21 protein-coding genes are annotated in these 20,111 nt (G+C 64.5%); 11 read left to right on the top strand and 10 right to left on the bottom strand.

What is annotated here, in order from left to right; genetic code table 11:
• Nucleotides 1–69 precede the first annotated feature (69 nt).
• Both ABGB08_RS01645 and ABGB08_RS01640 read left to right on the top strand, forming a co-directional pair.
• Complete coding sequence (locus tag ABGB08_RS01645; RefSeq protein ID WP_347585374.1) at nucleotides 70–1,206, top strand: histidine kinase; 1,137 nt, start codon at nucleotides 70–72, stop codon at nucleotides 1,204–1,206.
• The gene (locus ABGB08_RS01640) at nucleotides 1,203–1,862 is read left to right on the top strand and encodes a response regulator transcription factor (RefSeq protein ID WP_347585372.1); all 660 of its coding nucleotides are present in this window, start codon (nucleotides 1,203–1,205) and stop codon (nucleotides 1,860–1,862) included. The genes ABGB08_RS01645 and ABGB08_RS01640 overlap by 4 nt, the downstream gene beginning before the upstream one ends.
• Here ABGB08_RS01640 and ABGB08_RS01635 read toward each other — a convergent pair.
• On the bottom strand, nucleotides 1,849–2,472 hold the full coding sequence (locus ABGB08_RS01635) for a DUF2306 domain-containing protein (protein ID WP_347585370.1): 624 nt from the start codon (nucleotides 2,470–2,472) through the stop codon (nucleotides 1,849–1,851). The two genes, ABGB08_RS01640 and ABGB08_RS01635, sit on opposite strands and share 14 nt — an antisense overlap.
• A gap of 155 nt (nucleotides 2,473–2,627) precedes the next feature.
• Here ABGB08_RS01635 and ABGB08_RS01630 point away from each other — a divergent pair, with 155 nt between their 5' ends.
• Nucleotides 2,628–3,614 carry an NAD(P)-dependent alcohol dehydrogenase gene (locus ABGB08_RS01630; protein WP_347585368.1) on the top strand — a complete coding sequence of 329 codons (987 nt, stop codon included), beginning with the start codon at nucleotides 2,628–2,630 and terminating at the stop codon, nucleotides 3,612–3,614.
• Nucleotides 3,615–3,714: 100 nt separating this feature from the next.
• Here ABGB08_RS01630 and ABGB08_RS01625 read toward each other — a convergent pair whose 3' ends face one another.
• Nucleotides 3,715–4,623 (bottom strand): right-handed parallel beta-helix repeat-containing protein, encoded by a 909-nt coding sequence (locus tag ABGB08_RS01625; RefSeq protein ID WP_347585366.1) that lies wholly within the window; start codon nucleotides 4,621–4,623, stop codon nucleotides 3,715–3,717.
• A gap of 784 nt (nucleotides 4,624–5,407) precedes the next feature.
• On the opposite strand from ABGB08_RS01625, the gene ABGB08_RS01620 reads away from it, so the two are divergent.
• Entirely contained in the window at nucleotides 5,408–6,178 is a 771-nt protein-coding gene (locus tag ABGB08_RS01620) for a hypothetical protein (protein ID WP_347585364.1), read from the top strand.
• A gap of 26 nt (nucleotides 6,179–6,204) precedes the next feature.
• Here ABGB08_RS01620 and ABGB08_RS01615 read toward each other — a convergent pair whose 3' ends face one another.
• Complete coding sequence (locus tag ABGB08_RS01615; protein WP_347585362.1) at nucleotides 6,205–6,996, bottom strand: maleylpyruvate isomerase family mycothiol-dependent enzyme; 792 nt, start codon at nucleotides 6,994–6,996, stop codon at nucleotides 6,205–6,207.
• 346 nt (nucleotides 6,997–7,342) lie between these two features.
• Here ABGB08_RS01615 and ABGB08_RS01610 point away from each other — a divergent pair, with 346 nt between their 5' ends.
• Nucleotides 7,343–7,549, top strand: a complete 207-nt coding sequence (locus ABGB08_RS01610; RefSeq protein WP_347585360.1) for a hypothetical protein — start codon at nucleotides 7,343–7,345, stop codon at nucleotides 7,547–7,549.
• A 258-nt stretch (nucleotides 7,550–7,807) separates the two neighbouring features.
• Here ABGB08_RS01610 and ABGB08_RS01605 read toward each other — a convergent pair whose 3' ends face one another.
• A complete protein-coding gene (locus ABGB08_RS01605) occupies nucleotides 7,808–8,917 on the bottom strand; it encodes an XRE family transcriptional regulator (RefSeq protein WP_347585358.1) in 1,110 nt (369 codons plus the stop codon).
• A 62-nt stretch (nucleotides 8,918–8,979) separates the two neighbouring features.
• The gene (locus ABGB08_RS01600; RefSeq protein ID WP_347585356.1) at nucleotides 8,980–10,083 is read right to left on the bottom strand and encodes an epoxide hydrolase family protein; all 1,104 of its coding nucleotides are present in this window, start codon (nucleotides 10,081–10,083) and stop codon (nucleotides 8,980–8,982) included.
• An 87-nt stretch (nucleotides 10,084–10,170) separates the two neighbouring features.
• Between ABGB08_RS01600 and ABGB08_RS01595 the strand changes: the two genes are divergently transcribed.
• On the top strand, nucleotides 10,171–11,115 hold the full coding sequence (locus ABGB08_RS01595; RefSeq protein WP_347585354.1) for a YafY family protein: 945 nt from the start codon (nucleotides 10,171–10,173) through the stop codon (nucleotides 11,113–11,115).
• Nucleotides 11,116–11,117: 2 nt separating this feature from the next.
• Here ABGB08_RS01595 and ABGB08_RS01590 read toward each other — a convergent pair whose 3' ends face one another.
• Nucleotides 11,118–12,074 carry a DUF1152 domain-containing protein gene (locus tag ABGB08_RS01590; RefSeq protein WP_347585351.1) on the bottom strand — a complete coding sequence of 319 codons (957 nt, stop codon included), beginning with the start codon at nucleotides 12,072–12,074 and terminating at the stop codon, nucleotides 11,118–11,120.
• 43 nt (nucleotides 12,075–12,117) lie between these two features.
• Here ABGB08_RS01590 and ABGB08_RS01585 point away from each other — a divergent pair, with 43 nt between their 5' ends.
• Together ABGB08_RS01585 and ABGB08_RS01580 are read left to right on the top strand one after the other, a co-directional pair.
• Complete coding sequence (locus tag ABGB08_RS01585; protein ID WP_347585348.1) at nucleotides 12,118–12,696, top strand: helix-turn-helix domain-containing protein; 579 nt, start codon at nucleotides 12,118–12,120, stop codon at nucleotides 12,694–12,696.
• A gap of 73 nt (nucleotides 12,697–12,769) precedes the next feature.
• Entirely contained in the window at nucleotides 12,770–13,648 is an 879-nt protein-coding gene (locus ABGB08_RS01580) for an SDR family NAD(P)-dependent oxidoreductase (RefSeq protein ID WP_347585344.1), read from the top strand.
• A gap of 180 nt (nucleotides 13,649–13,828) precedes the next feature.
• Here the strand turns inward: ABGB08_RS01580 and ABGB08_RS01575 are convergent, their stop codons facing one another.
• Nucleotides 13,829–14,467, bottom strand: a complete 639-nt coding sequence (locus ABGB08_RS01575; RefSeq protein ID WP_347585341.1) for a maleylpyruvate isomerase N-terminal domain-containing protein — start codon at nucleotides 14,465–14,467, stop codon at nucleotides 13,829–13,831.
• 153 nt (nucleotides 14,468–14,620) lie between these two features.
• On the opposite strand from ABGB08_RS01575, the gene ABGB08_RS01570 reads away from it, so the two are divergent.
• On the top strand, nucleotides 14,621–15,703 hold the full coding sequence (locus ABGB08_RS01570) for a hypothetical protein (protein WP_347585337.1): 1,083 nt from the start codon (nucleotides 14,621–14,623) through the stop codon (nucleotides 15,701–15,703).
• 187 nt (nucleotides 15,704–15,890) lie between these two features.
• On the opposite strand, the gene ABGB08_RS01565 is transcribed toward ABGB08_RS01570, so the two are convergent.
• Nucleotides 15,891–16,190: a helix-turn-helix transcriptional regulator gene (locus ABGB08_RS01565; protein WP_347585334.1), complete on the bottom strand. Its 300-nt coding sequence runs from the start codon at nucleotides 16,188–16,190 to the stop codon at nucleotides 15,891–15,893.
• Nucleotides 16,187–16,540 (bottom strand): type II toxin-antitoxin system RelE/ParE family toxin, encoded by a 354-nt coding sequence (locus tag ABGB08_RS01560; RefSeq protein WP_347585331.1) that lies wholly within the window; start codon nucleotides 16,538–16,540, stop codon nucleotides 16,187–16,189. Before ABGB08_RS01560 ends, ABGB08_RS01565 begins: the two co-directional genes overlap by 4 nt.
• A 1,215-nt stretch (nucleotides 16,541–17,755) precedes the next feature.
• Between ABGB08_RS01560 and ABGB08_RS01555 the strand changes: the two genes are divergently transcribed.
• Nucleotides 17,756–18,064: a hypothetical protein gene (locus ABGB08_RS01555; RefSeq protein WP_347585327.1), complete on the top strand. Its 309-nt coding sequence runs from the start codon at nucleotides 17,756–17,758 to the stop codon at nucleotides 18,062–18,064.
• A 220-nt stretch (nucleotides 18,065–18,284) separates the two neighbouring features.
• On the opposite strand, the gene msrA is transcribed toward ABGB08_RS01555, so the two are convergent.
• The gene (gene msrA / locus ABGB08_RS01550) at nucleotides 18,285–18,947 is read right to left on the bottom strand and encodes a peptide-methionine (S)-S-oxide reductase MsrA (protein ID WP_347585324.1); all 663 of its coding nucleotides are present in this window, start codon (nucleotides 18,945–18,947) and stop codon (nucleotides 18,285–18,287) included.
• Nucleotides 18,948–19,078: 131 nt separating this feature from the next.
• On the opposite strand from msrA, the gene rarD reads away from it, so the two are divergent.
• Nucleotides 19,079–20,014, top strand: coding sequence for an EamA family transporter RarD (gene rarD, locus ABGB08_RS01545; RefSeq protein ID WP_347585320.1), 936 nt, complete (start codon nucleotides 19,079–19,081; stop codon nucleotides 20,012–20,014).
• Nucleotides 20,015–20,111: the final 97 nt, after the last annotated feature.

Raw genomic sequence — 20,111 nt, 5'->3', positions numbered from 1 at the left:
CCCTGCCCGGATGGCGTTTTCATACTTTGGGCCGGTCCGGAGTGAGGCGAGTTTTCGTACCATGATGGGGTGCTTCCCCTTCTTCGTTCTGTGTGGGATGAGCCCCGTCCGCCCAATCCGCCGCGGCGGGTGTGGCGGGATTGGGCGCTCGTGGGTGTGCTGGTGCCGATCGCCGTGCTCGAAGGGGTTCTGCGGAAAGATCTTCCGTGGCCGGTCATTTCGGTGATCCTCTCCGCCGGGCTGGTGCCCACCCTGCTGTGGCGCCGGACCAGACCGCTGCTGATGGTCGTGATCGCCTTCGGCATCACCGGCGTAGCCGACCTGTTGGCGGGCAGCGGCTCCTTAGAGACGAACACGCTGGTGTATCTGCTGCTCCTGGTGTACGCGTTGGTCCGGTGGGGGTCCGGGCGCGAGGCGGTGATCGGGCTGGCAGTCATTCTCACCAAGGCCTCCTTCTCGCTGGCCACCACCTACACCACCACCGGCATCGCCGACGTGATCGGCGGAAGCACCGTCCTGTTCCTGGGCATCGCCCTGGGAGCGGCGTTCCGGTATCGGGCCGGGGCGCGGATGCGCGAGCTCGATCAGGTCAAGTTGCTCGAACGGGAGCAGCTGGCGCGTGAGCTGCATGACACCGTCGCGCATCACGTCTCAGCCATGGCGATCCGGGCTCAGGCGGGCCTCGCGACGGCGGCGGCGCAGCCGAACGCGGCGACCGAGGCGCTGCAGGTGATCGAGGCGGAGGCGTCACGTGCCCTCGCCGAGATGCGCAGCATGGTCCGGGTGCTCCGCCGCGACCAACCGGCTGACCTGACGCCGGGGCGGCGGATCGCCGACGTCGAGCAGCTCGCGAGCACTGGCCGCTCGGGGCCGTCCGTCGAGGTGGAAATCCTCGGCGACGTCGACGACGTCCCGCCATCGGTCGGGGCCGCGATCTACCGCCTCGCCCAGGAGTCGATCACCAACGCCCGGCGGCACGCGCGCCACGCCACGCGCGTGCAGGTCCGCGTCGCCGCCGACGAGACGTCCGTACGCCTGCGGGTGAGCGACGACGGCGAGACCAGCCAGACTCGCCAGCCGGGATACGGGATCATCGGCATGGTGGAACGCGCTGACCTGCTCGGCGGCACCTGCGTGGCGGGCCCGAACCCGGATCGAGGGTGGACCGTGACCGCCGTCCTGCCTCGCGCCGGGGCGGCCACATGAGCGTCCGGGTGATCGTCGCCGACGACCAGGAGATCGTCAGGACGGGGCTCGTGATGATACTCAACGCCCAGCCGGACATCGAGGTCATCGGCGAAGCGGCCGACGGGCGGCGAGCCGTCGAACTCGCCCGCCGCCTGCGCCCCGACGTGTGCCTGTTCGACATTCGCATGCCCGCCATCGACGGTATCCAGGCCACCCGGGCGCTCGCCGGGCCGGGCGTGGAGGATCCGCTCGCGGTCGTCGTCATCACCACGTTCGACCTCGATGAGTACGTCTACGCCGCGCTTCGGGCCGGAGCCCGGGGTTTCCTGCTCAAGGACGCCGGAACCGCGCTGCTCTCCCAGGCCGTACACGCCGCGGCCAACGGCGACGCGCTCATCGCCCCGAGCATCACCGCTCGCCTGTTAGGGGCTTTCGCCCGCTCCGGGCCCGCCGAACCGGCGATGCGGCCGATCGAGGAGCTCACGGAGCGGGAGGAACAGATTCTCGCCACGGTGGCACGCGGGCGGACCAACAGCGAGATCGCCGACGAGCTCTACATCTCGCTCAGCACGGTCAAGTCCCACATCACCAGCCTCATGGCCAAGCTCGGCGTCCGCAATCGCGTCGAGATCGCCATCTGGGCGTACGAGACCAACCGGGTCAGGAACGGATGATCCATTCGGCCACGGCGAGGTTGATCACCCAGGCGGCGCCCAGGAGCAGCGTTCGGGTGAGCCCGTCAGGCGTGCCAATGACCAGCGCCGCGGGAAGGTGGATCAGCGCCTGGGTGCCCGCGCCCTGGCCGATCGCGTAACCGCGGATCATCCAGGCGCGGTGCCGGGTGATGTCCCGCCGCCGGATCGCGGCCAGGCCGAGGAGGATGCACGCCGCCATGGCCGTACCGAACAAGATCCGGAAACCGGAGAGGAGACCATCGTCACCGGCGGGGAGGGGCGAGAACAAGGTCATCCACAGGCCGGTGAGCGCGGCGAGGAGTCCGCACACGATCAGCAGGCGTCCGGCGGCGCGGTGCCAGCCTGGCCTGCGACGGCGGAACCCGGGGACGAACTGGAAAGCCCCCAGAACGCAGTACGTACTGGCGCCGACGATGTGCAGCATCACGGGCAGCGGAGCCGCGAAGAACCGCGCGTTCTCCGGCGTGATCGCCGCGCCCCCCGTCAGCTCGGTGAGGCGCACCGCGCCCGCGACCACCGGGACGAAACTGAGCATGATCAGCAAAATCGGCACGAGTGTCACCGTTCGCTGGCCGCTTTGGTGGGTCATGACCCGATCGTGACGGCTGAGGCGACGCTGGTTCATCGACAGAACGGCCGGAGCTGAGCTGGCCGATCATCCACCAATCGGGCGTACTTTCGGCCGATGAGCCTTTCGCGCGATTTTCCTACGCTCGGGGGAAATCAGCGGACAAGGAGAATGTGATGAAGGCGTTCGTTCTGCGCTCGTACGGCCCAACCAGCGTTCTGGATCTCACCGACATCGACAAGCCCGTGCCCGGCGACGACGAGGTGCTGGTTCGGGTGATCGCCACCTCTGTCAATCCGTACGACTGGCATAACATGCGCGGCGAGCCGTACCTCGCGCGTCTGATGCCTGGCGGGCTCGGGCTGCGAACCCCGAAGCTCGGCATCCTGGGTGTGGACATCGCCGGAAACGTCGAGGCGGTCGGCAAGGACGTGACGGAATTCCACCCGGGCGACGAGGTGTTCGCGATGCTCTTACAGGGCGGCTTCGCCGATTATGTGTGCGTACGGGAAAGTGAGCTGGCGCCGAAGCCGAAGAACCTGTCGTACGAGCAGGCTGCGGCCGTGCCGATGGCGGCCAACACCGCCCTGATCGGCCTGCGCGACGTGGGACGGCTCCAGCCGGGTCAGCAGGTCCTGATCAACGGAGCTTCGGGGGGCGTGGGAACGTTCGCGGTGCAGATCGCCCGAGCCTTGGGCGGGGAGGTCACGGGCGTCTGCAGCACGAGGAACGTGGACCTGGTCCGCTCCCTTGGCGCGAGTGACGTCATCGACTACACCCGCGCGGATTTCACGCGAAATGGGCGCCGGTACGACATCCTGCTGGACGTCGCGGGAGGCCGGTCGATGTCGGCGTGCCGACGGGCGCTGACACGCAAGGGCGCCCGCGTCATCGTCGGCGGACAGTCCGGCCGATGGATACGACCGATGGGAAGCATGATCTCGGCGGTCGCGCTATCGGGGTTCACCTCCCAGCGCGCGGCCCTGGCGGACGTGGTCCGATGTACGGAGAACAAGCAGAACCTGATAGCGCTGACCGAGTTCATCGAAAGCGGGAAGATCACCCCGGTCATCGACCGACGTTACCCGTTCGAGGAGATCCCGGCGGCCATCAGCTATCTGGAAAGGGGGCATGCCCCAGGAAAGGTCGTCATCACGGTCTGAGGGGCCAGAACACCGCTGCTGTTCGTGGCGCCGGCGCGACGAGAACCACCACCAGCGCTAACGGCGCCGGGTAACGGTGAGCATTGGGTTAGGTGCAACGTCAGGAACAGGTGCCCTTCTTCGTGAGCCGGCCGCCGATGACCTTGTTGTCGCACGCGATGGTGTTGCCGCCCACGGTGTCGTTGATGCCGACGCCCTTGCCACCGGCAAGATCGATCCTGTTCTTGCGGAAGATGTTGCCGGTGCCCCAGCCATCGATGATCTCGTGCGTCTGGAAGCCGTCCTGCGGCGTCTTCTTTCCGGAGTTGCCCTCGATCACGTAGTTGTTGCCCTTGACGTCGACCCAGGAGTCGTTGACGTCGTCCCCGACGAGCGCGGACCCGTCGAAGATGTTGCCGACGATGCGGCCCCCGCTGGTGCCTTCCTTGATGTCGATGGCTTCGGCCGTGGCCCGGATGACATTTCCGCGCACCAGGTTTCTGTCGCTCTGGTCCATCCGCCCGCCGGTGTACTTGCCCCAGTTGGATTCCGCCGACCCGAGATAGACGCCCTCACCGAACTTCGGGCGGCGCAGGCCGGTGTTGTAGATCTTGCTGTACTGCACGATGTTGCCGGTGCTGAAATTGCGGAGATGGATCGCCTCGTCGCCGATGTCATGCACGGTAAGGCCCTGGATGATCGAGCTTCTGGTCCGGTCGGCCATGATGCCCTTCTGGCTGTTCTGGACGGAGAAGCCCACCAGTCGCCAGAAGCTCACCTTGTTGAGGTGGAAGGCGTACCCGTTCTTGATGCCGCCGCCGTCCAGAACCGCCTTGGCGGTGCCGCACAGGAAGATCGGCTTCGCCTTCGTGCCCGACTTCTGGGCGACGAACTTGCCCTTGTAGATGCCCGGACGCAGTTGGATGACCTCGCCCGGCCGGGCCGACTTGATCGCCTGCTGGAGCGCGGAGGCGTTGCCGACGATCTTGGTGGGCTGCGGGCAGCGCACCTTGCCAGGTCCCGTAGGCACGCGCGTGAGCGGTGCGGGAGCGGACGCCAACCTTAAACCCCGAAGCTCGCTGTCGCCGTCCCCAATGCTCGTCACCGCACCGGCCACCAAACAGACTCCCGTGGCCATGGCCAGCGAGCCAATCTTGATATCAACCTTCATCATTGATCTCCCCTATGGGTGTTCGACCAAGAAATTGCACCAGGGCGCAAGAAAATTCTTGAATAACATTCGAAGTCGTGACTTCGGGCGATCATCCGGTCAACGAGAGCAACGCCTTCCTTCACAAGACTCAATCTTCACAGCCGCCCGTTGCCCGAATCGGGACTGTTGCGACTCCGTTGCGAAAATGCCACAAAATTCCCAAGATCGCCTAGTGTCGGCACCCGCCGGAGGGAAACGCACATCAGGATTTGTCCGTAGTGAGGCAGGCTGGGCATTGTACCCCATCACACTGGGCGTCGCCTGCGGGGGTCCCGATCAACACCAGATGTGATCACCAAAGCCGGACTGAGCCCAGGATTCGAGCATCGCTGACACATTGACACTTTTTCACCGACTCTTTTCCGGTACAGGAATTCAACGTCGGCGTTGCGTTGTGAGGTGGCTCGCGGCAACTGTAAGCATCATACCGGTCTCGTCGGCTTGCTCACTGGACAAGTAGGTCACATTCGGGCCTACGCGTCAGCCGCGACCAAGAATCACATTCCGAAAGGAACGGTATATGCCCACGCCTATTCCCCGGACAAAAGCCCCAGCCGCTACCGCCCGGCCGAAGGCACGTCACGCGGCGAGGAGAACGGCGATGGCGACCATGCGTGGCTTTCTTTCGATGACTCTGGTCGTCACCTCGGCCCCGGCGACAGCCAGTGCCGAGAACGACCAACACGAGCACTGCAAGTCAGCCGACTTCTGCCTCAATGACAAGCGCAAACGGTGCGGACCGCGCCACTTCTACAAGTTCGGCCGGCTCACACCGAGAAACTTCTTCATACCCCGCACCCGCTACGTCGACGGCCCTGGCGGCTCGATGAAGGTGTCGGTCCTACGGGAACACGAAGTGCTCGGTTACCTCGAGTTCGAGGATGAAGGCCAAGAGTCCATCACCGCCAAAGACGTGATCCGCCACTTTCGGAGGCTGGACCGTCCCCGCGTCGAAGTCCGACACAAGATCTTCACCGGCCACGAATACACGCGAAAGATCAGCAAAGGCATGTACGGCAACACCTGGTACCGCGTCTTCGGCTACCGCATCGGCTGGTCGGCCTGGTCGGTACTCGGCACATGCCGCCACGTCAAGATCGCCAGCGGAATAGCCAACGTCCCCGCCAGAATGGAAGGCTGGCGCTACTGGGAGACCAAACACCCGTTCTCCAAGAAACCCGAGCCCACCAGCAAGGAAACAGAACAGCCCACCGCTGACGAACGACCCTCAGGGGAAGACCAGGCCACAGAACCTCCCCAGAAGGCGGTCACGAAGACCAGTCAGCCTCCTGTGGCGGTGGTTCCCACAGGACAGCCAACCCCGGCGCCCACGAGCACAAAGACCAATGCATCGCAAGCGCCTTTCGAGTGACGGGGGGCATTATCGTTCTGACACGCTCAGTACCCGGGGAAGACCCGGCGCAAGTCGTCCAGGGTTACCGCGCCAGTGACCTCCACCGCAGCCGGAGTGCGCTCCGGAGCGTGACGCCCAACGACCAGACGCAGCCACCACTCCGCCGGGGCAGTGAGAACCGCGTCCGGCGCATCCGGAACATCGACGATGGCCACCGCCTCACGAATATCGAGCCCAAAGGACCGTTCTGGCGAGGTGATGTGCACCGCTACGGTCGCCTGGCCCCCGCCCAGCCCCGCAGGCTTGCCGGCAAAGCCGACGACGGACCCCACACGATCCACCAGCAGCCCGACGGTCTCCGGATTCAGCGTCGCCCCCGGGTCCACCGCGACCTTGACATCCCAGGTGTGGTGAGCGACCTCACTAAGCCGCATCGCGCCAAACGAGGCCACGTCCACCGGCTCAGTCGGAAACCAGAGATGAACGCGAACGTCCCCCCTCGTCTGCGGATCCAGCTCCTCGAAGCGCCGCACCAGCGCCTCATTCGCCCCGACGAAACCCTCGGCCCGCTGCACACGCGACATCGCGTCCCACCGCCCCCACACCCCCTGAATGAACTCCATTCCGGGAGCACCGGCCCCCCGCACCGCCCCCTCAAGCGCAGCGAGATTGATCTCCGCCCCACTCCCCAGATGACTCAGCACCTGCGACACATCCCACTCCGCCGCCCCCGACTGCCGAGCGAGATCCTCCTCGTCAAACCCACGCACCAACGCCGCGAGCTCATCGAACTCCGAACGCAGCGCCTTAATCGTCTGATCCGTCAGGTCGGTCATCCTGCTCTCCTGTCCAGCGATTTCAACTCATCAACGCCGAACACCAACAACGCCGTGGATCATCCCAACTGCACCGGGCTGATGAGGGCAAGATCCGCGATCCCGAGCATTCGGCGATGGACCAGCAGGTCACGCTTCACCGCTGGCCACGATGTCCCTCTGGTCGTGACGGCTCAGCGTCCCGCCAGTATCCGAGAAGACCCTTGCTCAGATAGATCACCTGGGACCGGCACCCAACCCCACCAGGCAGCTGGACAGCACGAGGGGGGCTATCCCATCAGTCAAGGAGCCCTTCCGCTTGGGCCCAGGCGAAGAAGGTAGTCCCATCGCACGGCAAGAAGGCTTCATGATCACTCAAAAGATCGACTACGGTCGCCGCTTCCGCCACGTCGATTATTCCGCCCCGAATTCCTTCGCAAAGGATTTCAAGACTCCCCGTAATCTTAACGCCACGCTCCAGGCCGTGGCGGCGACCGGCGCGGTCATCCACGACCGCGGTAATGCCGTGGAATTCGGCATATGCCAGGGTAGTGGCCTCACCGATATTCTTTGAACCTCTGCCAAGCCGCTCATGATACGCAGAGAACAAGACGAGATAGTCTAGCGCCGACTCTTCCACGACCGCGATCCAGGACTGAATGGAAACTTGATACAGCTGCGCGTACTTGGTTCCGCCCCTTGAGGATCTCCTGCTCAACAGCTCCCGTAATAGAGCACGCACGATCGCCCAGCAACTTACCCAGGACCGGCAATTGATTGGAGCGTGCGAAATAGTTTAGCGGTGAGCTGTCGATAACATATCGCTCACCATTCAACGCAATTCACCCCGCATGGCCTCCAGCGGGATCTCGTCACGCAGCGGCAATTCATCGATTTCGATCTGGCCCCGCAGCAGCTCAGTCACCCTCTCTGCCGAGAGTCGATGGCTCCGATATGCGCGTATCGCAGCGGCAGAGAACCCAGTAGCGATATAGGGTGACTGCAGCTCCTCCGTGATGCGAAGGTTGCATTCAAGATAGTCAGCCCGGGTGGAGGATCTCGAATCAAGTAGTTTGTAGTCGTCCTTCGAGAGCAACCCGAAGCTCTTCAGTTGCTTCAAGGCGGCAGTCCAGCTGATCCTATACTCAGCGCTGACAATAATCGCGGCTTGACGCAGACTGTGGTCCTGTCGTAGCTCCGACCACCGTTTAACTACCCCAACCCGAGGGAACAGCAAACTAATGGCAAAGCTATCGATTGCCCTCTCAGTTTCACTGGTGTTCGCTCCCCAATCCAGCGAGTAGGCGTCGCCGAACAGATGGTGCCCAAGTTCATGAGCGAGCGTTGAACGCCTTCTACCTGGGTCGAGGTCCCCATTTATAAGTGCGACCCCCGCGCTCTCGACTTCGACATAAGCGCCGTCCGCATCCGCTTCGCCCAAGCTCAATGAGAAGGAGAACAGACCAACCTTCTCCGCATGTTCAGCCAAGTCATGAATCGGTTCACCGGCATCGAGGCACATGGCCTCGCGAGCCTGAGCCGCAGCCGTCTCGGAAGCCCAGCCCTGGTCACCTGGCTTGATCGCGCCCACATGGCCGCCAGGAACAAGCGCACGTATATCGACCAGAAGCCTTACGTCACGCGCGAGATCCTCAATGGCCTGGTCACTCTTCTGATCGCCAAGCGGACCAGCTATAGCCGCGCGCCGACTCACGCTGGCACTGGGCGGCGCTGATACAAACCACTGCAAAGGCCGATCGAGGATCTCCGCAAGACGTACAAGCTCCAGGGATTTGATCTGCCTTCGGCCCGCTTCGATCTTGGTGATCGCAGTCCGATCCAATCCCATGGCATCAGCAAGATGGTCTTGACTCAGGCCACGCGCCCTACGAGCCTCAGACACGCGCCTACCGACTTCAAGCCATCCTTGATCCTTCGCCATAGTGCCATTATCGCACATACCCTGGCCACCAGCACTTGACGGAGCGCCAGGGTCGGTCGCCGTTACTTCAGCTCGCCGAAGAAGGTGCGCAGGTCCGCGGCCAGGACCTCCGGTGCTTCCATGGCTGGGAAGTGCTTGCCCCGCTCGTACTCCGCCCAGTACGCGCCTGCGGGCGGGTTGACCAGCTTGCGGACCGTGGCGTCGGCGCCGAACACCGCGAACCCCTGCGGTACGGCCGGTGGCGCCCCCCAGTCGGAGGAGTGGGCCTGCTCGTACAGGAAGCGGGCGGCGGAGATGCCGGAACCGGTGAGCCAGTAGAGGCTCACGATGGTGAGCAGTTGGTCGCGGTCGTAGGGCAGGTCGGTCCACTCCTCGAACTTTTCCGCGATCCAGCCGAGTTGACCGGCGGGTGAGTCGTTGAGCAGATATCCGATGGTCTGGGGGCGGCTGTTCTGGATCGCCAGGTAGCCGCTGCCTTGGCGTTGGAACTCTGCCATCCGGTCCAGGATCAGTTTGTCCACCGGGTCCGCCGGGGCCAGCCTGTCGGCCATGCCAGGCAGGAAGGTGGCCGTGGCCGCTGCCGTGAGCGGGTCGGTCACTACGTGGACTCCCACGACATGCTCGCCGTCCAGGCCCGCCACGGCGCCCGAGACACCGGCGCCGACGTCGCCGCCGTGCACGCCGTACCGGTGATAGCCAAGGCGGCGCATCAGCTCGACCCAGGCGCGGGCGGTACGGCTCATCGCCCAGCCACTCTCGCGTACCGGCGTGGAGAAGCCGAAGCCGGGCAGCGACGGCGCCACCACGTGGAAGTCCTGCCGCAGGTGCCCGATCAGCGTGGTGAATTCGGCGAACGAGCTGGGATATCCGTGCGTGATCAGCAGCGGGAGCGCGTCGGGATTGTCGGAGCGGACATGCAGGAAGTGAATCCGCTGCCCGTCTATTTCGGTGGTGAACTGCGGAAATTCGTTCAGCTGCGCTTCCGCGGCGCGCCAGTCGTAGTGCACCGCCCAGTGGGTGGCCAGCTCTTTCAGGAACTCCAGTGGCACGCCGCGGCTCCACCCGGCGCCGGGCAGCTCATCGGGCCAGCGGGTCCTTACCAGCCGGTCGGCCAGATCGTCGACGTCGGCCTGCGGGATGGCGATGGTGAACGGCCGAATGTCCATCAGGACGCTCCTTCTCTTTGGGGATGCCGCCACGTTACGAGGGAATGCGGAAAGGTTCTTTCCGCGATTGGATGGCAGACTCGGAGCATGTTGGATACCTCGGCCAGATTGCTGAAGCTGCTGTCGCTCCTGCAGGCAAGGCAGAACTGGACCGGCCCCGAGCTGGCCGACCGCCTGGAGGTCACCACGCGCACCATCCGCAACGACGTGGAGCGGCTGCGCGAACTCGGCTACCCCGTGCAGGCCGCATCTGGTGTGACCGGCGGCTACCGGCTCGGCGCGGGCGCCAACCTGCCGCCGCTCCTGCTCGACGACGAGGAGGCCGTCGCCGTCGTGGTCAGCCTGCGTACGGCCGTCGGCGGCACCGTCGCGGGGATCGAGGAGATCTCCGCCCGGGCCTTGGTCAAGCTGCAGCAGGTGTTGCCGTCACGGCTGCGCCGGCGGGTCGACGCGCTCCAGGCGTACACGGTGTCGACGCCCTGGGCAGGGCCGACTGTCGACGCGGGTGTGCTGACGGCGATCGCGACCGCGTGCCGGGACCATGAACGGCTTCGCTTCGACTACCGCAGCCACGACGGCGATCACGCGGTGCGTACTACCGAGCCTTACCGTCTGGTCCACACCAGGCGCCGCTGGTATCTGTTCGCTTGGGACGTGGAGCGTGACGACTGGCGTACCTTCCGCGTGGACCGCATCCAGCCCCGAACGCCAACGGGGCCGCGGTTCACCCCGCGGGCGTTGCCTGGCGATGTCGCGTCGCGCGTCTCCCGCGGCGTCGCCACGGCGCCCTGGCGCTACCGGGCACGGGTGATCGTCCACGCGCCGGCCGAGCGGGTGGCCCAGAAGCTGCCCGTACCGGCCGAGATCCAGCCGCTGGGTGAGGACCGGTGCGTGTTCGAGCCAGGGTCGGACAATCCCCTGATGCTCGCCGGCTACCTGGCAATGCTCGGCGAGGATTTCACGGTCGAGGGTTCGCCCGAACTGGTCGCGGCCCTGCGTACCCTCGCGGAAAGGCTCTTGCGAGCGATATGAGTTCAGTGGGGAAATGCCCTGGGTGAACGGGGGGTGATCTCCGCGCGGAAGCTCTGGATGGTCGACCTGATCTGGCGCATCAGGGTGGTGCCTTCGAGGCGGTCCAGGTAGAGCGAGCGGCGAGCCAGCCCGTCAGCGTCTACGGCGAAGTAAATAGTCATCAAGGGATTGATGAACAGCTCGCTGCCACTGGTACGAGCAGTGAAGTGCGCATCGCCGACCTGGCCGTTTAATGCAGCCGCGATCGACCCGTTGACGATGCTCGGACGAGCCGGTGTCTCGGCCTGGGCGTACGCGACGGCGTCAAGATAGAACTCGGATGCCCGGCTCGCGCGCGGGATGGAAAACGCACCCAGATACGCTCCATCGCGGTCTAAAGCCGCCAGATTCTCCAGCACCTGGACATGATTAACCCCATGGTAGGCATCCACGCCGAACCCAATGCAGGCGACGATCTTCTCCCTCACCTCAAGGCCCTGTACGGCGGCCAGGCTGGCCATATCCTCCTCCGGAGTGCCCAACCCCGCCTCGTCACCGCGCAGCAAGATGTCGGTTCCCCCATCGACCAGGACGACGGCGTCGATGTCCAGCCTCTCCACTAACACCTCGTAAGCGGCGCGAAGCGGACTTACGCCGACCTTGGGGAATGCGTACACGGTGGAAGGCAGGTCGTGGGCTTCGAGCCAGCGAGCAAGCGATCGTTCTGGGAAATACCAGTCCCGGGTGGCCGTTTCCGGACCGATCGCGGCCACATCCTGATCCACCCAGACCTCGAGATCCAGCCCGTGCAGCCGGCTGAACGACAAATTGGCCAGATGCACGTCCTTGCCCAGCTCCCACAGCGCCACAGCGAGCGGAAGCCCGGCGTACACATCGAAGCCTCCCCCAGCTCCGGCCACCAGGACGCGCTGAGCCTGCTTGAGCCGAGTGAACAGCGGAGGCTCGTGCAACGAGAACATCCCGGGAACCTACCAGGGACATGGGCGTCGTTAGGCTGAGCCTGTGACACCGAAAGCCGTACGGGTGACAGCGCTGCGCGCGGATGCCGCGCGCAATCGCGCCCGGGTGTTGCAGGTCGCTCGCGAGCAGCTGGCCGCGGGCGACGACTCGCTCCAGCTGAACACCATCGCCCGGCTCGCGGGAGTGGGCGTCGGGACGGTCTACCGGCATTTCCCCAACCGGCACGCGCTGCTGGAAGCGCTGTCGGCAGAGCGCTTCCAGCAACTCGTCAGCGAGGCACAAGTCGCGGCGGCCGACGAAAACGCCCTCACAGGTCTGCACCGCTTGCTGCGTTTCGCCCTCGCACGCGCGCTGGACGATGCCGGTTTCGCGGCAGTGCTGGAATCCGCCAGCGACGCCGACGCGCGAACCTCGGCGATGAAGGCCGAACTCGACCGCGCCGTCGCGGACCTGCTTGATCGCGCCCGCCACGCTGGCGCCATCCGCCATGGCATCGAAGCCGACGACGTCCGCCGCCTGCTCTGCGGCGTCGAGCACGCGGTCCGCTCCGGCGACGGAAACCCCAAATACGCCGAGCTCTACCTCGACGTCCTCCTCGAGGGCCTGCGCCCCCCACGCTAATCGGATAACTATCCGATTGTGATACGGTACGAGCAGCGAATCGGATAGTTATCCACTTAAGGAGGACGAAGCCATGAGCCAACGGGCGGTGGTGACGGGAGGAACCGGGGGAATCGGCCTGGAAACCGCGATAGGCCTGGCAGCGGCCGGTTACGCCGTTACCGTGGTCGGCCGGAACGCCGAGCGCGGCGCCCATGCGGTCGAGCGGATCGGCGCTACGGGAGCGGAGGCGAGCTTCGTGACGGCCGACCTCGCATCGCTCGACGCCGTACGAGCCCTGGCGGCCCAACTGGCGGCGGACGGACCACTGAACGTTCTCGTCAACAACGTCGGGGCAATGTTCGCGGACCGGCAACAGACACCCGACCGGATCGAAGCGACCTTCGCCGTCAACCACCTCTCCCCATACCTACTCACCGAACTCCTGCTGGAACCGCTCCGCGCCGGAAGCCCAAGCCGGATCGTGAACGTCACCTCCGGCTCGGTCCGCGTCGCCAAGCGCACCTTCGACGCCGTCGAACCACCGGGCGGCTACTACGGCTTCCACTGGTACGGCCGGGCAAAGCTCGCCAACCTCGCCTACACCCTGGACCTGGCCGAACGACTACGCGGCACCGGCATCTCGGTCTTCGCAGCCGACCCCGGCGGCGCCGCCACCACCATGACCAACGGCACCATGCGCTCCCCCAAGATCGTCTCCCCCGCCCTACGCCTGCTCTGGCCCCTAGTCCGCCGAACCTTCGAACGCGCCACCTCCGGCCCCGCCTCAGTAGCCGCCCGCCCCTCACTCCTCGCCGCAACCGACCCCTCACTCAACAACCAAACCGGCCTAGTCATCGGCCCCAACGCCCAACCCACCACACCCTTCCGCCCCAGCCTCAACCCACAAACGGTCCAGGCCGTCCTCAAACTCAGCCGACAGTTGGCGCCCCTTACCCAAGCGCTGCATTGAAGCCCTGGCAGGTCAGCCCCAGACAGCTCAGGAAATAGCCACTATCCGCTCACAACGGAGGTCCGGTTTTCCCGAACACGAAGGACGTCACCGCCCTTGCCGATTCCCGTACTTATCGAGTCAGAGCCGCCGGGCCCGCGGCATTGCCAGCGGCCAAGCTGCGCAAGATCGCCGAACGAGCTACAGCGCGGAGATCGAGGCGGGGGCGCGTTCGGCGCGACTGAGTGCTCGTAGGACATTGGTCGCGCCGTGCCGGCGCAGCGCGATTCGGGTCAGCAGGTCCACGACAGTCTCGATGGCCTCGGCGGGCAGTTCCGGCGTCGGCACGCCCACACTGTGGGCCAGATCGTCACTGTGGATGACCACCTCCAGCAGGCGACTCGTCACGAAGTCGTCCAGGCTGATCGACCACGCTCCCCAGGTAGGGCGTCGCACCGGCCGCGACGGCGCGGCCGGGAGCACGGTGCGCAACTCCTGGACAGTGGCGTGCACCTGGGCCGCGAGGGCCGCAGGGCCGTCTTTCGCGTCCTCTTCACCGCTGGTGCGGATAAGCGCGTTAAACGGATCGTCGAGATCTGATCCGATCCAGCTCACTCGTGCGTAGTACTCGTGGATCGAGATGATTTCCTCGGCAGGCGCCGGCTCAGCGAGCACCTTGGGTATGAAGAAGATCTGCCCGGCCAGATGACCGGCGAGACCCTGGACGCTGAGTTTGGCCAACGCGCTCGGCTCATGCCACGAACTGGCCACCTGAGGGGTCGCGATCAGTTCGGCCGCGGACGCCGCTGCCGTGAGGTAGAGGTCTCTGATCTGGGCCATCCCCGAACCTCCAGGTCGAATACGACCTCTGCCCCCAGAAACCCTATGCCACGAGCGGGTTAGCGACGGGCGGCATCATCATTCGCCGGCACGTCTCTCTGTGAACGAAGCCTCTCCACCAGGCGTCATAGGAGTGAACGGAGGGAGCGAATCATGCGCAGCGTATTCGTCTCAGGGATGAGTGTGCTCGGGCTGGCGTGCACACCGGCCATGGCGGCGACCGGTGTGGCTCACCAGGTCGAGAGGGCCGCGCCGGTGTGGAAGTTGACCAGGGTAAACACGCTGCCCGGGGATGACGTCCTCAACGATGTGACGGTCTTGGGCAACGGGTCGGTGTGGGCGGCTGGTCACCGGGTTGTGAACGGGAAGCAGCGGGGTCTGGTTCAGTGGTTCGACGGCGGGTCGTGGAAAGCGATCCCGAACAGCCCCCCGTATGAGCTGAACGCCGTGACAGCCATCTCCAACAGGAACGTGTGGGTCTTCGGCAACGACAAGGCCGCGCGCTGGAACGGCCGGGCGTGGACCAGCACCTCACTCGGCGGTGGCTTCTCGGCAAGCGACGCCGACGGAACGAACGCGAAGGACATCTGGGCGGTCGCCGGGTCCGCAGCCTCGGCGAGGCACTGGAACGGATCCTCGTGGAAGAGCATCCAGCTGCCTGGCCGCGCCAGCGCCGTCGACGCGTACAAGGCCGGTGACGTTTGGGCAGCCGGGACCAAAGGCAACCGTCCCGCAGTCATGCGGTGGAACGGCAAGTCCTGGGCACTGGTGCCCACGCCCGCGCTCAAATTCCCCGCTCCTGACGCCGTCGCGGCCATCAACGACATCGCGGTGCTGGGCCCGCGCAACGTGTGGGCCGTCGGCGGCGTCACCTGGGAAGGGGCCAACGACGAGGGCGACGATGTGAACTTCAGCCGCACTCTAGTGATGCACTGGAACGGCAGTTCCTGGGCCACCTCGATCGGCACCGCCAACGCACAGCCGTACACAGAGGTGGAGCCCGACGGCAAGGGCGGCGTATGGGTCGTGCAGAGCCACTGGAACTCCACCCTGTGGCACGTCAAAGGTTCGGCTTGGACGGACACCCCGCTCCCACGGAAGGCCCGCACCGACGCCGTACTGTTCTCGATTGCCCGCAGACCAGGGACGGCGACGGTGTGGGGAGCAGGCTTCACGGTGCCGCAGGGCGACCCCGACGACCCCTCGGCCAACGGCTCGTTCTGGCGCACCCTCTGACCAACTGAGCGAGGGCTCAAGATCGGGCAATCAAGGGCCAGGATCGAGTTAGCTCCGCGGGTCTACGCCTCGCCGGACGGCAGACCCGCCGGGCAAGCCACGCCCGTACCTACGGGTACGGGACTCAGGATCGTCGTATGGGGTGCGGCTTCCAAGTAACCGATCCAAGTTCTGCGGAACAGGAGGTTCAAGCGGCCGGAACCCGGGGTGTCAGGCGGACCTCGACATGCGCATCTAGGGCATGTGCCAGGCGCTCAAGGACCGGAAGTGTCGGAATAGTCCCACCTGCTTCGAAGCGGGCCACTGCCGACTGGGTCATATCAGCCCTGCTGGCGAGGTCGCTCTGGCTCCAGCCTCGCGCCTCGCGCATCACCCGGACCGTCTTGCCGAGCTCGTAAGCCAAGCGTGCGGCTTCATAAGCCTCAGCGGCGCCCGGTTCGGTCATTCGACGATCTCTGAGTTCCCGCCAGTCGGATCGCTCACTCATGCTGGCTCCTCCTCGTCGAGACTGTGCGCCTGTTCGATGCAGCGACGCAGGGCTCGGCGGGCGCGCTCGACTTCGCGAGTCTCGCGCATCCGACTCTTGTGAAACACCGTTAAGAGCATGATCCGCCGCCCAGAAGCGATCCAATAGGTGATCCGCATCGCATGTTCGTCAAGATGGAATCGGAGTTCCCGCAGCTTGCCGTCAAGTTGCTTCGTGTACGGCTCGCTCAGCAGGGGACCTTCCGCCGCCAGTAGATCGACATAGAAGGCCGCCCGCGCAAACGACTCCGAAGGAAGCTTCTCCAGCCACTCGCGAACTTCGGGTTCCAGCTCAACAGTACCCCAGGCCATAGCACTGATGCTATATAGGCTCGTCCGGCAGGGTCTTCCGTTTGATGAAGGTGACGCTTCGACGTCAGCTGTGGGCCCAGAGTTCGCGCTGCGGGCACACCACAGTCGGTCAAGCATGTCAGCGACTGGACGACCGCTTCCTCTGAGCCGCCCGAGAAGCCGCCACCCTAGCTCACGGTCCTTCAGTCACCTCCGCCACCGAGCAGGAACCGCCGCCCTACTCACCCGGCAACGCCCTCTTGCCTGCTCCCTTCGTCGCATGATCGTCTCCCTCCTCATGCTCCTCTCTGTAAGGCACCACAAAGAGGATGCGAGCGAGTAACAACCAGGACCACCACATGCGGGGACGACACCAGGACGTCTCAAGCCAAGCAGGACATCCCACGCGGCAACACAGATCCACAGCCACCATCTGTACGTAATCAAAGCCGGCCCCGCCTGCGGCGGTCCGGCGCGCGTCGGGCGGTTGCGGACCGCGCTGCGACTCTTCGGCCGGTCGCGGCCAGCACCGCCCACGCGCGGGCACGGCCATCAACAGGCACCGCTTTGTACACGCCCACGCTTCAGCTAGGGACGGAGCGTGATAGGTAGCGCTCTTCTGCGAGACGATATATCCGAACTGAACTACGCTGACCGCATGAACGCGATGGAACCCAAGATAGGCCAGCAGAGCACAGCACCGTTGGATGCCGGGCGTCTAGATGCACTTCGAGACTTGCCCTTTAGTGCATTGCTTCGCCCTCATCAGCAGAGAGCGATCATTGCGACAGAAGAAGCGCTAGCCTCGGGCCGGAAAGCGCCCTACTTGTGACGAGCGGACAACTGACAAGCGTTGCCTCTAATGCGCTACAGCAACTGAATGACAAGGGTATGTCTGTCCACGTAATGGATGGCCTTCGTCTTAAGAACCATCTGCTTGCATTCCCAGATCTAATTAGCGACTATTTCACTCCCCCTCGGAGCGTCTTGTGAGTTCGGGAGACGATGTTACGGGCGCCGAGCTGCGACGCAGGATCAGGGGTTGCACTCCGGGGATGGCTGGATGGAGGGATTATGAGGATGCTGCGTTAGCAGCATTGCGGTATCTCTTTGTTCCGCCACTCGCAGAACCCCATGTGCAAGCGCGATCATACTCTGGGGTGGATCGACGTGACGCCATATTTTCCCAACCGAATTACAGACACGAGTTCAGCTTGGGGTCTACTCCGTCACGATTTGAGCGCCAAGCTGATTCTTGTAGAATTTAAGAACTACGACCAGCAAGATATAGGCAAGGATGAAACGAATCAAACTCGGAATTACCTAAAGGATTCCATGGGAAAGTTGGCGATTATGTGCTGCAACAAAATCCCCAACGATGCCGCACACCGCTGTCGGAATACAATTTATTCCGAAGAAAAGAAAGTGATAATCTTTCTAACAACTGCTCAAGTGATCGAAATGATAGACATGAAAGACCGCGGTGACGATCCCAGATATTTCATCGTGGATAGTGTGGAGAAGTTTTACATTCAGCACGAATAGAGGGCCGCCGCGCCGCTTCCTGTGCTCGGGTCTTGGCGGCCCTGCGCTCCGGATCAGCTTGCTACCGGAAGGCGTACAGCTGATGTCCGCGGCAACATCGACTACGGAATCTAGAGCCCGGTGGAAAGCATCGACCGAAGATTGACACACAGCGAAGGCCCGCGATCCAGCCCGGGACAAGCCGAGCGATCACGGGCCAACCTAACGACGTTCTAGCAGGTCACGCCTCACCGGACGGCAGACCGATCGGACACGAGACTCCGGTGCCGCCGATGCCGCAGTAGCCGTTGGGGTTCTTTTCCAGGTACTGCTGGTGGTAGTTCTCGGCGTAGTAGAACTCGGGGGCGGGGGCTATTTCGGTGGTGATGGTGTTGTAGCCCGCGTTGGTGAGGACGGATTGGTAGGCGTCCTTGGAGGCTTGGGCGGACTTTTCCTGGGCGGGGGTGTGGGTGTAGATGGCGGAGCGGTACTGGGTGCCGACGTCGTTGCCCTGGCGCATGCCCTGGGTGGGGTCGTGGGATTCCCAGAAGACTTTGAGGAGTTCCTCGTAGGAGATGCGGGTGGGGTCGTAGACGACGCGGACGGCTTCGGTGTGGCCTGTGTGGCCGGAGCAGACCTCTTCGTAGGTGGGGTTGGGTGTGTAGCCGCCCTGGTAGCCGACGGCGGTGGTGATGACGCCGGGGGTCTGCCAGAACTTGCGTTCGGCGCCCCAGAAGCAGCCGAGGCCGAAGTCGGCTATTTCGGAGCCTGGGGGATACGGGGGTGCCAGGGGGGCGTCCAGGACCAGGTGGCGGGGTGCTACCGGCATGCTGGTGGAGCGGCCGGGGAGTGCGTCCTGGGGGGTGATCATGGTGATCTTGTTGGTGCCGAAGATCCAGCCCATTGGGGTCCTCCTTAGGTCCTATCGGGGAAACCGTGGCACCCGGCGGTTTGTTCCATGGGTTAGCAGTGCTTAAGAGTCATAGGAGGTTTGCTTATTTGTGGTAAAGGTCGTAAGCAGTCAAACTGGGGCACATGCCTGAAACACGTCGGGGTCTTTGGTATGGGGTTGCGGCCTATGCCATGTGGGGGCTCTTTCCGCTCTACTGGCCGCTGCTGAAGCCGTCCTCGGCGGTGGAGATCCTGGCGCATCGTATGGTGTGGTCGCTCGTGGCGGTGGTCGCGGTCCTTCTGGTACGGCGGCACTGGACGTGGATCCGGCAACTGACGAAACGCCAGCTGGGCCTGCTCACCCTGGCGGCCGTGCTGATCTCCGGCAACTGGGGAACATACATCTTCGCGGTCAACACCGGACATGTGGTGGAGAGCGCGCTCGGATACTTCATCAGCCCGCTGGTCAACATCCTGTTCGGCGTGGTCGTGTTCCGGGAACGGCTGCGCCGCTGGCAGTGGGTGGCCGTCGGGCTGGGCAGCCTCGCGGTGATCATCCTGACCGTGGCGTACGGCCGCCTGCCCTGGATCGCGCTGACCCTGGCCTTCACCTTCGGCCTGTACGGCCTGCTGAAGAAGACCGCCAACGTGGGCGCGGCGGAGAGCCTGACGGTGGAGACCGTGGTCCTGCTGGTCCCCGCGCTCGCCTACCTGGCGCTGCTGGGCGAGGAGAACACCTTCGGGACGCAAGGCACCGGGCACGCCCTGCTGCTCGTGGGGGGAGGCATCATCACAGCAGTGCCGCTGCTGGCGTTCACGGCGGCGGCGATCCGGATCCCGATGAGCATCGTCGGCATCCTGCAGTACATCGCGCCCGTGCTCCAGTTCCTCCTCGGCGTGCTGATCGCCCACGAATCGATGCCCGCCAGCCGCTGGGCGGGATTCCTGGTCGTCTGGCTGGCGCTGTGCGTCTTCACCTGGGACAGCCTGCGCAACGGGCTGGCTTCCCCGCGTGCCGCAACCGAGGCCGACGACGAAGAGGACCTCCCGGAAACGGCCTTGGCAGCACGCGGCGGCTAGTGGGGGGTCACATACCTACGCCGGGTCTGGGCGACCTGCCCACCTACAAAACAGCCACGCCGGTGAGAACCCAGGAGACCGGTGAGACGGCCAAGCC

The sequence above is a fragment of the Acrocarpospora sp. B8E8 genome, assembly GCF_039871605.1.
GTDB lineage: Bacteria > Actinomycetota > Actinomycetes > Streptosporangiales > Streptosporangiaceae > Acrocarpospora > Acrocarpospora macrocephala.
This window is presented reverse-complemented; position numbering and strand designations above follow the sequence as displayed.

Excerpts from the sequence above, each read along its gene's own strand:
- ABGB08_RS01640 (WP_347585372.1), top strand. The coding sequence starts at position 1,203 with ATGAGCGTCCGGGTGATCGTCGCCGACGACCAGGAGATCGTCAGGACG.
- ABGB08_RS01635 (WP_347585370.1), bottom strand. The coding sequence starts at position 2,472 with ATGACCCACCAAAGCGGCCAGCGAACGGTGACACTCGTGCCGATTTTG.
- ABGB08_RS01630 (WP_347585368.1), top strand. The coding sequence starts at position 2,628 with ATGAAGGCGTTCGTTCTGCGCTCGTACGGCCCAACCAGCGTTCTGGAT.
- ABGB08_RS01620 (WP_347585364.1), top strand. The coding sequence starts at position 5,408 with ATGGCGACCATGCGTGGCTTTCTTTCGATGACTCTGGTCGTCACCTCG.
- ABGB08_RS01615 (WP_347585362.1), bottom strand. The coding sequence starts at position 6,996 with ATGACCGACCTGACGGATCAGACGATTAAGGCGCTGCGTTCGGAGTTC.
- ABGB08_RS01610 (WP_347585360.1), top strand. The coding sequence starts at position 7,343 with ATGATCACTCAAAAGATCGACTACGGTCGCCGCTTCCGCCACGTCGAT.
- ABGB08_RS01605 (WP_347585358.1), bottom strand. The coding sequence starts at position 8,917 with ATGGCGAAGGATCAAGGATGGCTTGAAGTCGGTAGGCGCGTGTCTGAG.
- ABGB08_RS01600 (WP_347585356.1), bottom strand. The coding sequence starts at position 10,083 with ATGGACATTCGGCCGTTCACCATCGCCATCCCGCAGGCCGACGTCGAC.
- ABGB08_RS01595 (WP_347585354.1), top strand. The coding sequence starts at position 10,171 with ATGTTGGATACCTCGGCCAGATTGCTGAAGCTGCTGTCGCTCCTGCAG.
- ABGB08_RS01590 (WP_347585351.1), bottom strand. The coding sequence starts at position 12,074 with ATGTTCTCGTTGCACGAGCCTCCGCTGTTCACTCGGCTCAAGCAGGCT.
- ABGB08_RS01580 (WP_347585344.1), top strand. The coding sequence starts at position 12,770 with ATGAGCCAACGGGCGGTGGTGACGGGAGGAACCGGGGGAATCGGCCTG.
- ABGB08_RS01575 (WP_347585341.1), bottom strand. The coding sequence starts at position 14,467 with ATGGCCCAGATCAGAGACCTCTACCTCACGGCAGCGGCGTCCGCGGCC.
- ABGB08_RS01570 (WP_347585337.1), top strand. The coding sequence starts at position 14,621 with ATGCGCAGCGTATTCGTCTCAGGGATGAGTGTGCTCGGGCTGGCGTGC.
- ABGB08_RS01565 (WP_347585334.1), bottom strand. The coding sequence starts at position 16,190 with ATGAGTGAGCGATCCGACTGGCGGGAACTCAGAGATCGTCGAATGACC.
- ABGB08_RS01560 (WP_347585331.1), bottom strand. The coding sequence starts at position 16,540 with ATGGCCTGGGGTACTGTTGAGCTGGAACCCGAAGTTCGCGAGTGGCTG.
- msrA (WP_347585324.1), bottom strand. The coding sequence starts at position 18,947 with ATGGGCTGGATCTTCGGCACCAACAAGATCACCATGATCACCCCCCAG.
- rarD (WP_347585320.1), top strand. The coding sequence starts at position 19,079 with ATGCCTGAAACACGTCGGGGTCTTTGGTATGGGGTTGCGGCCTATGCC.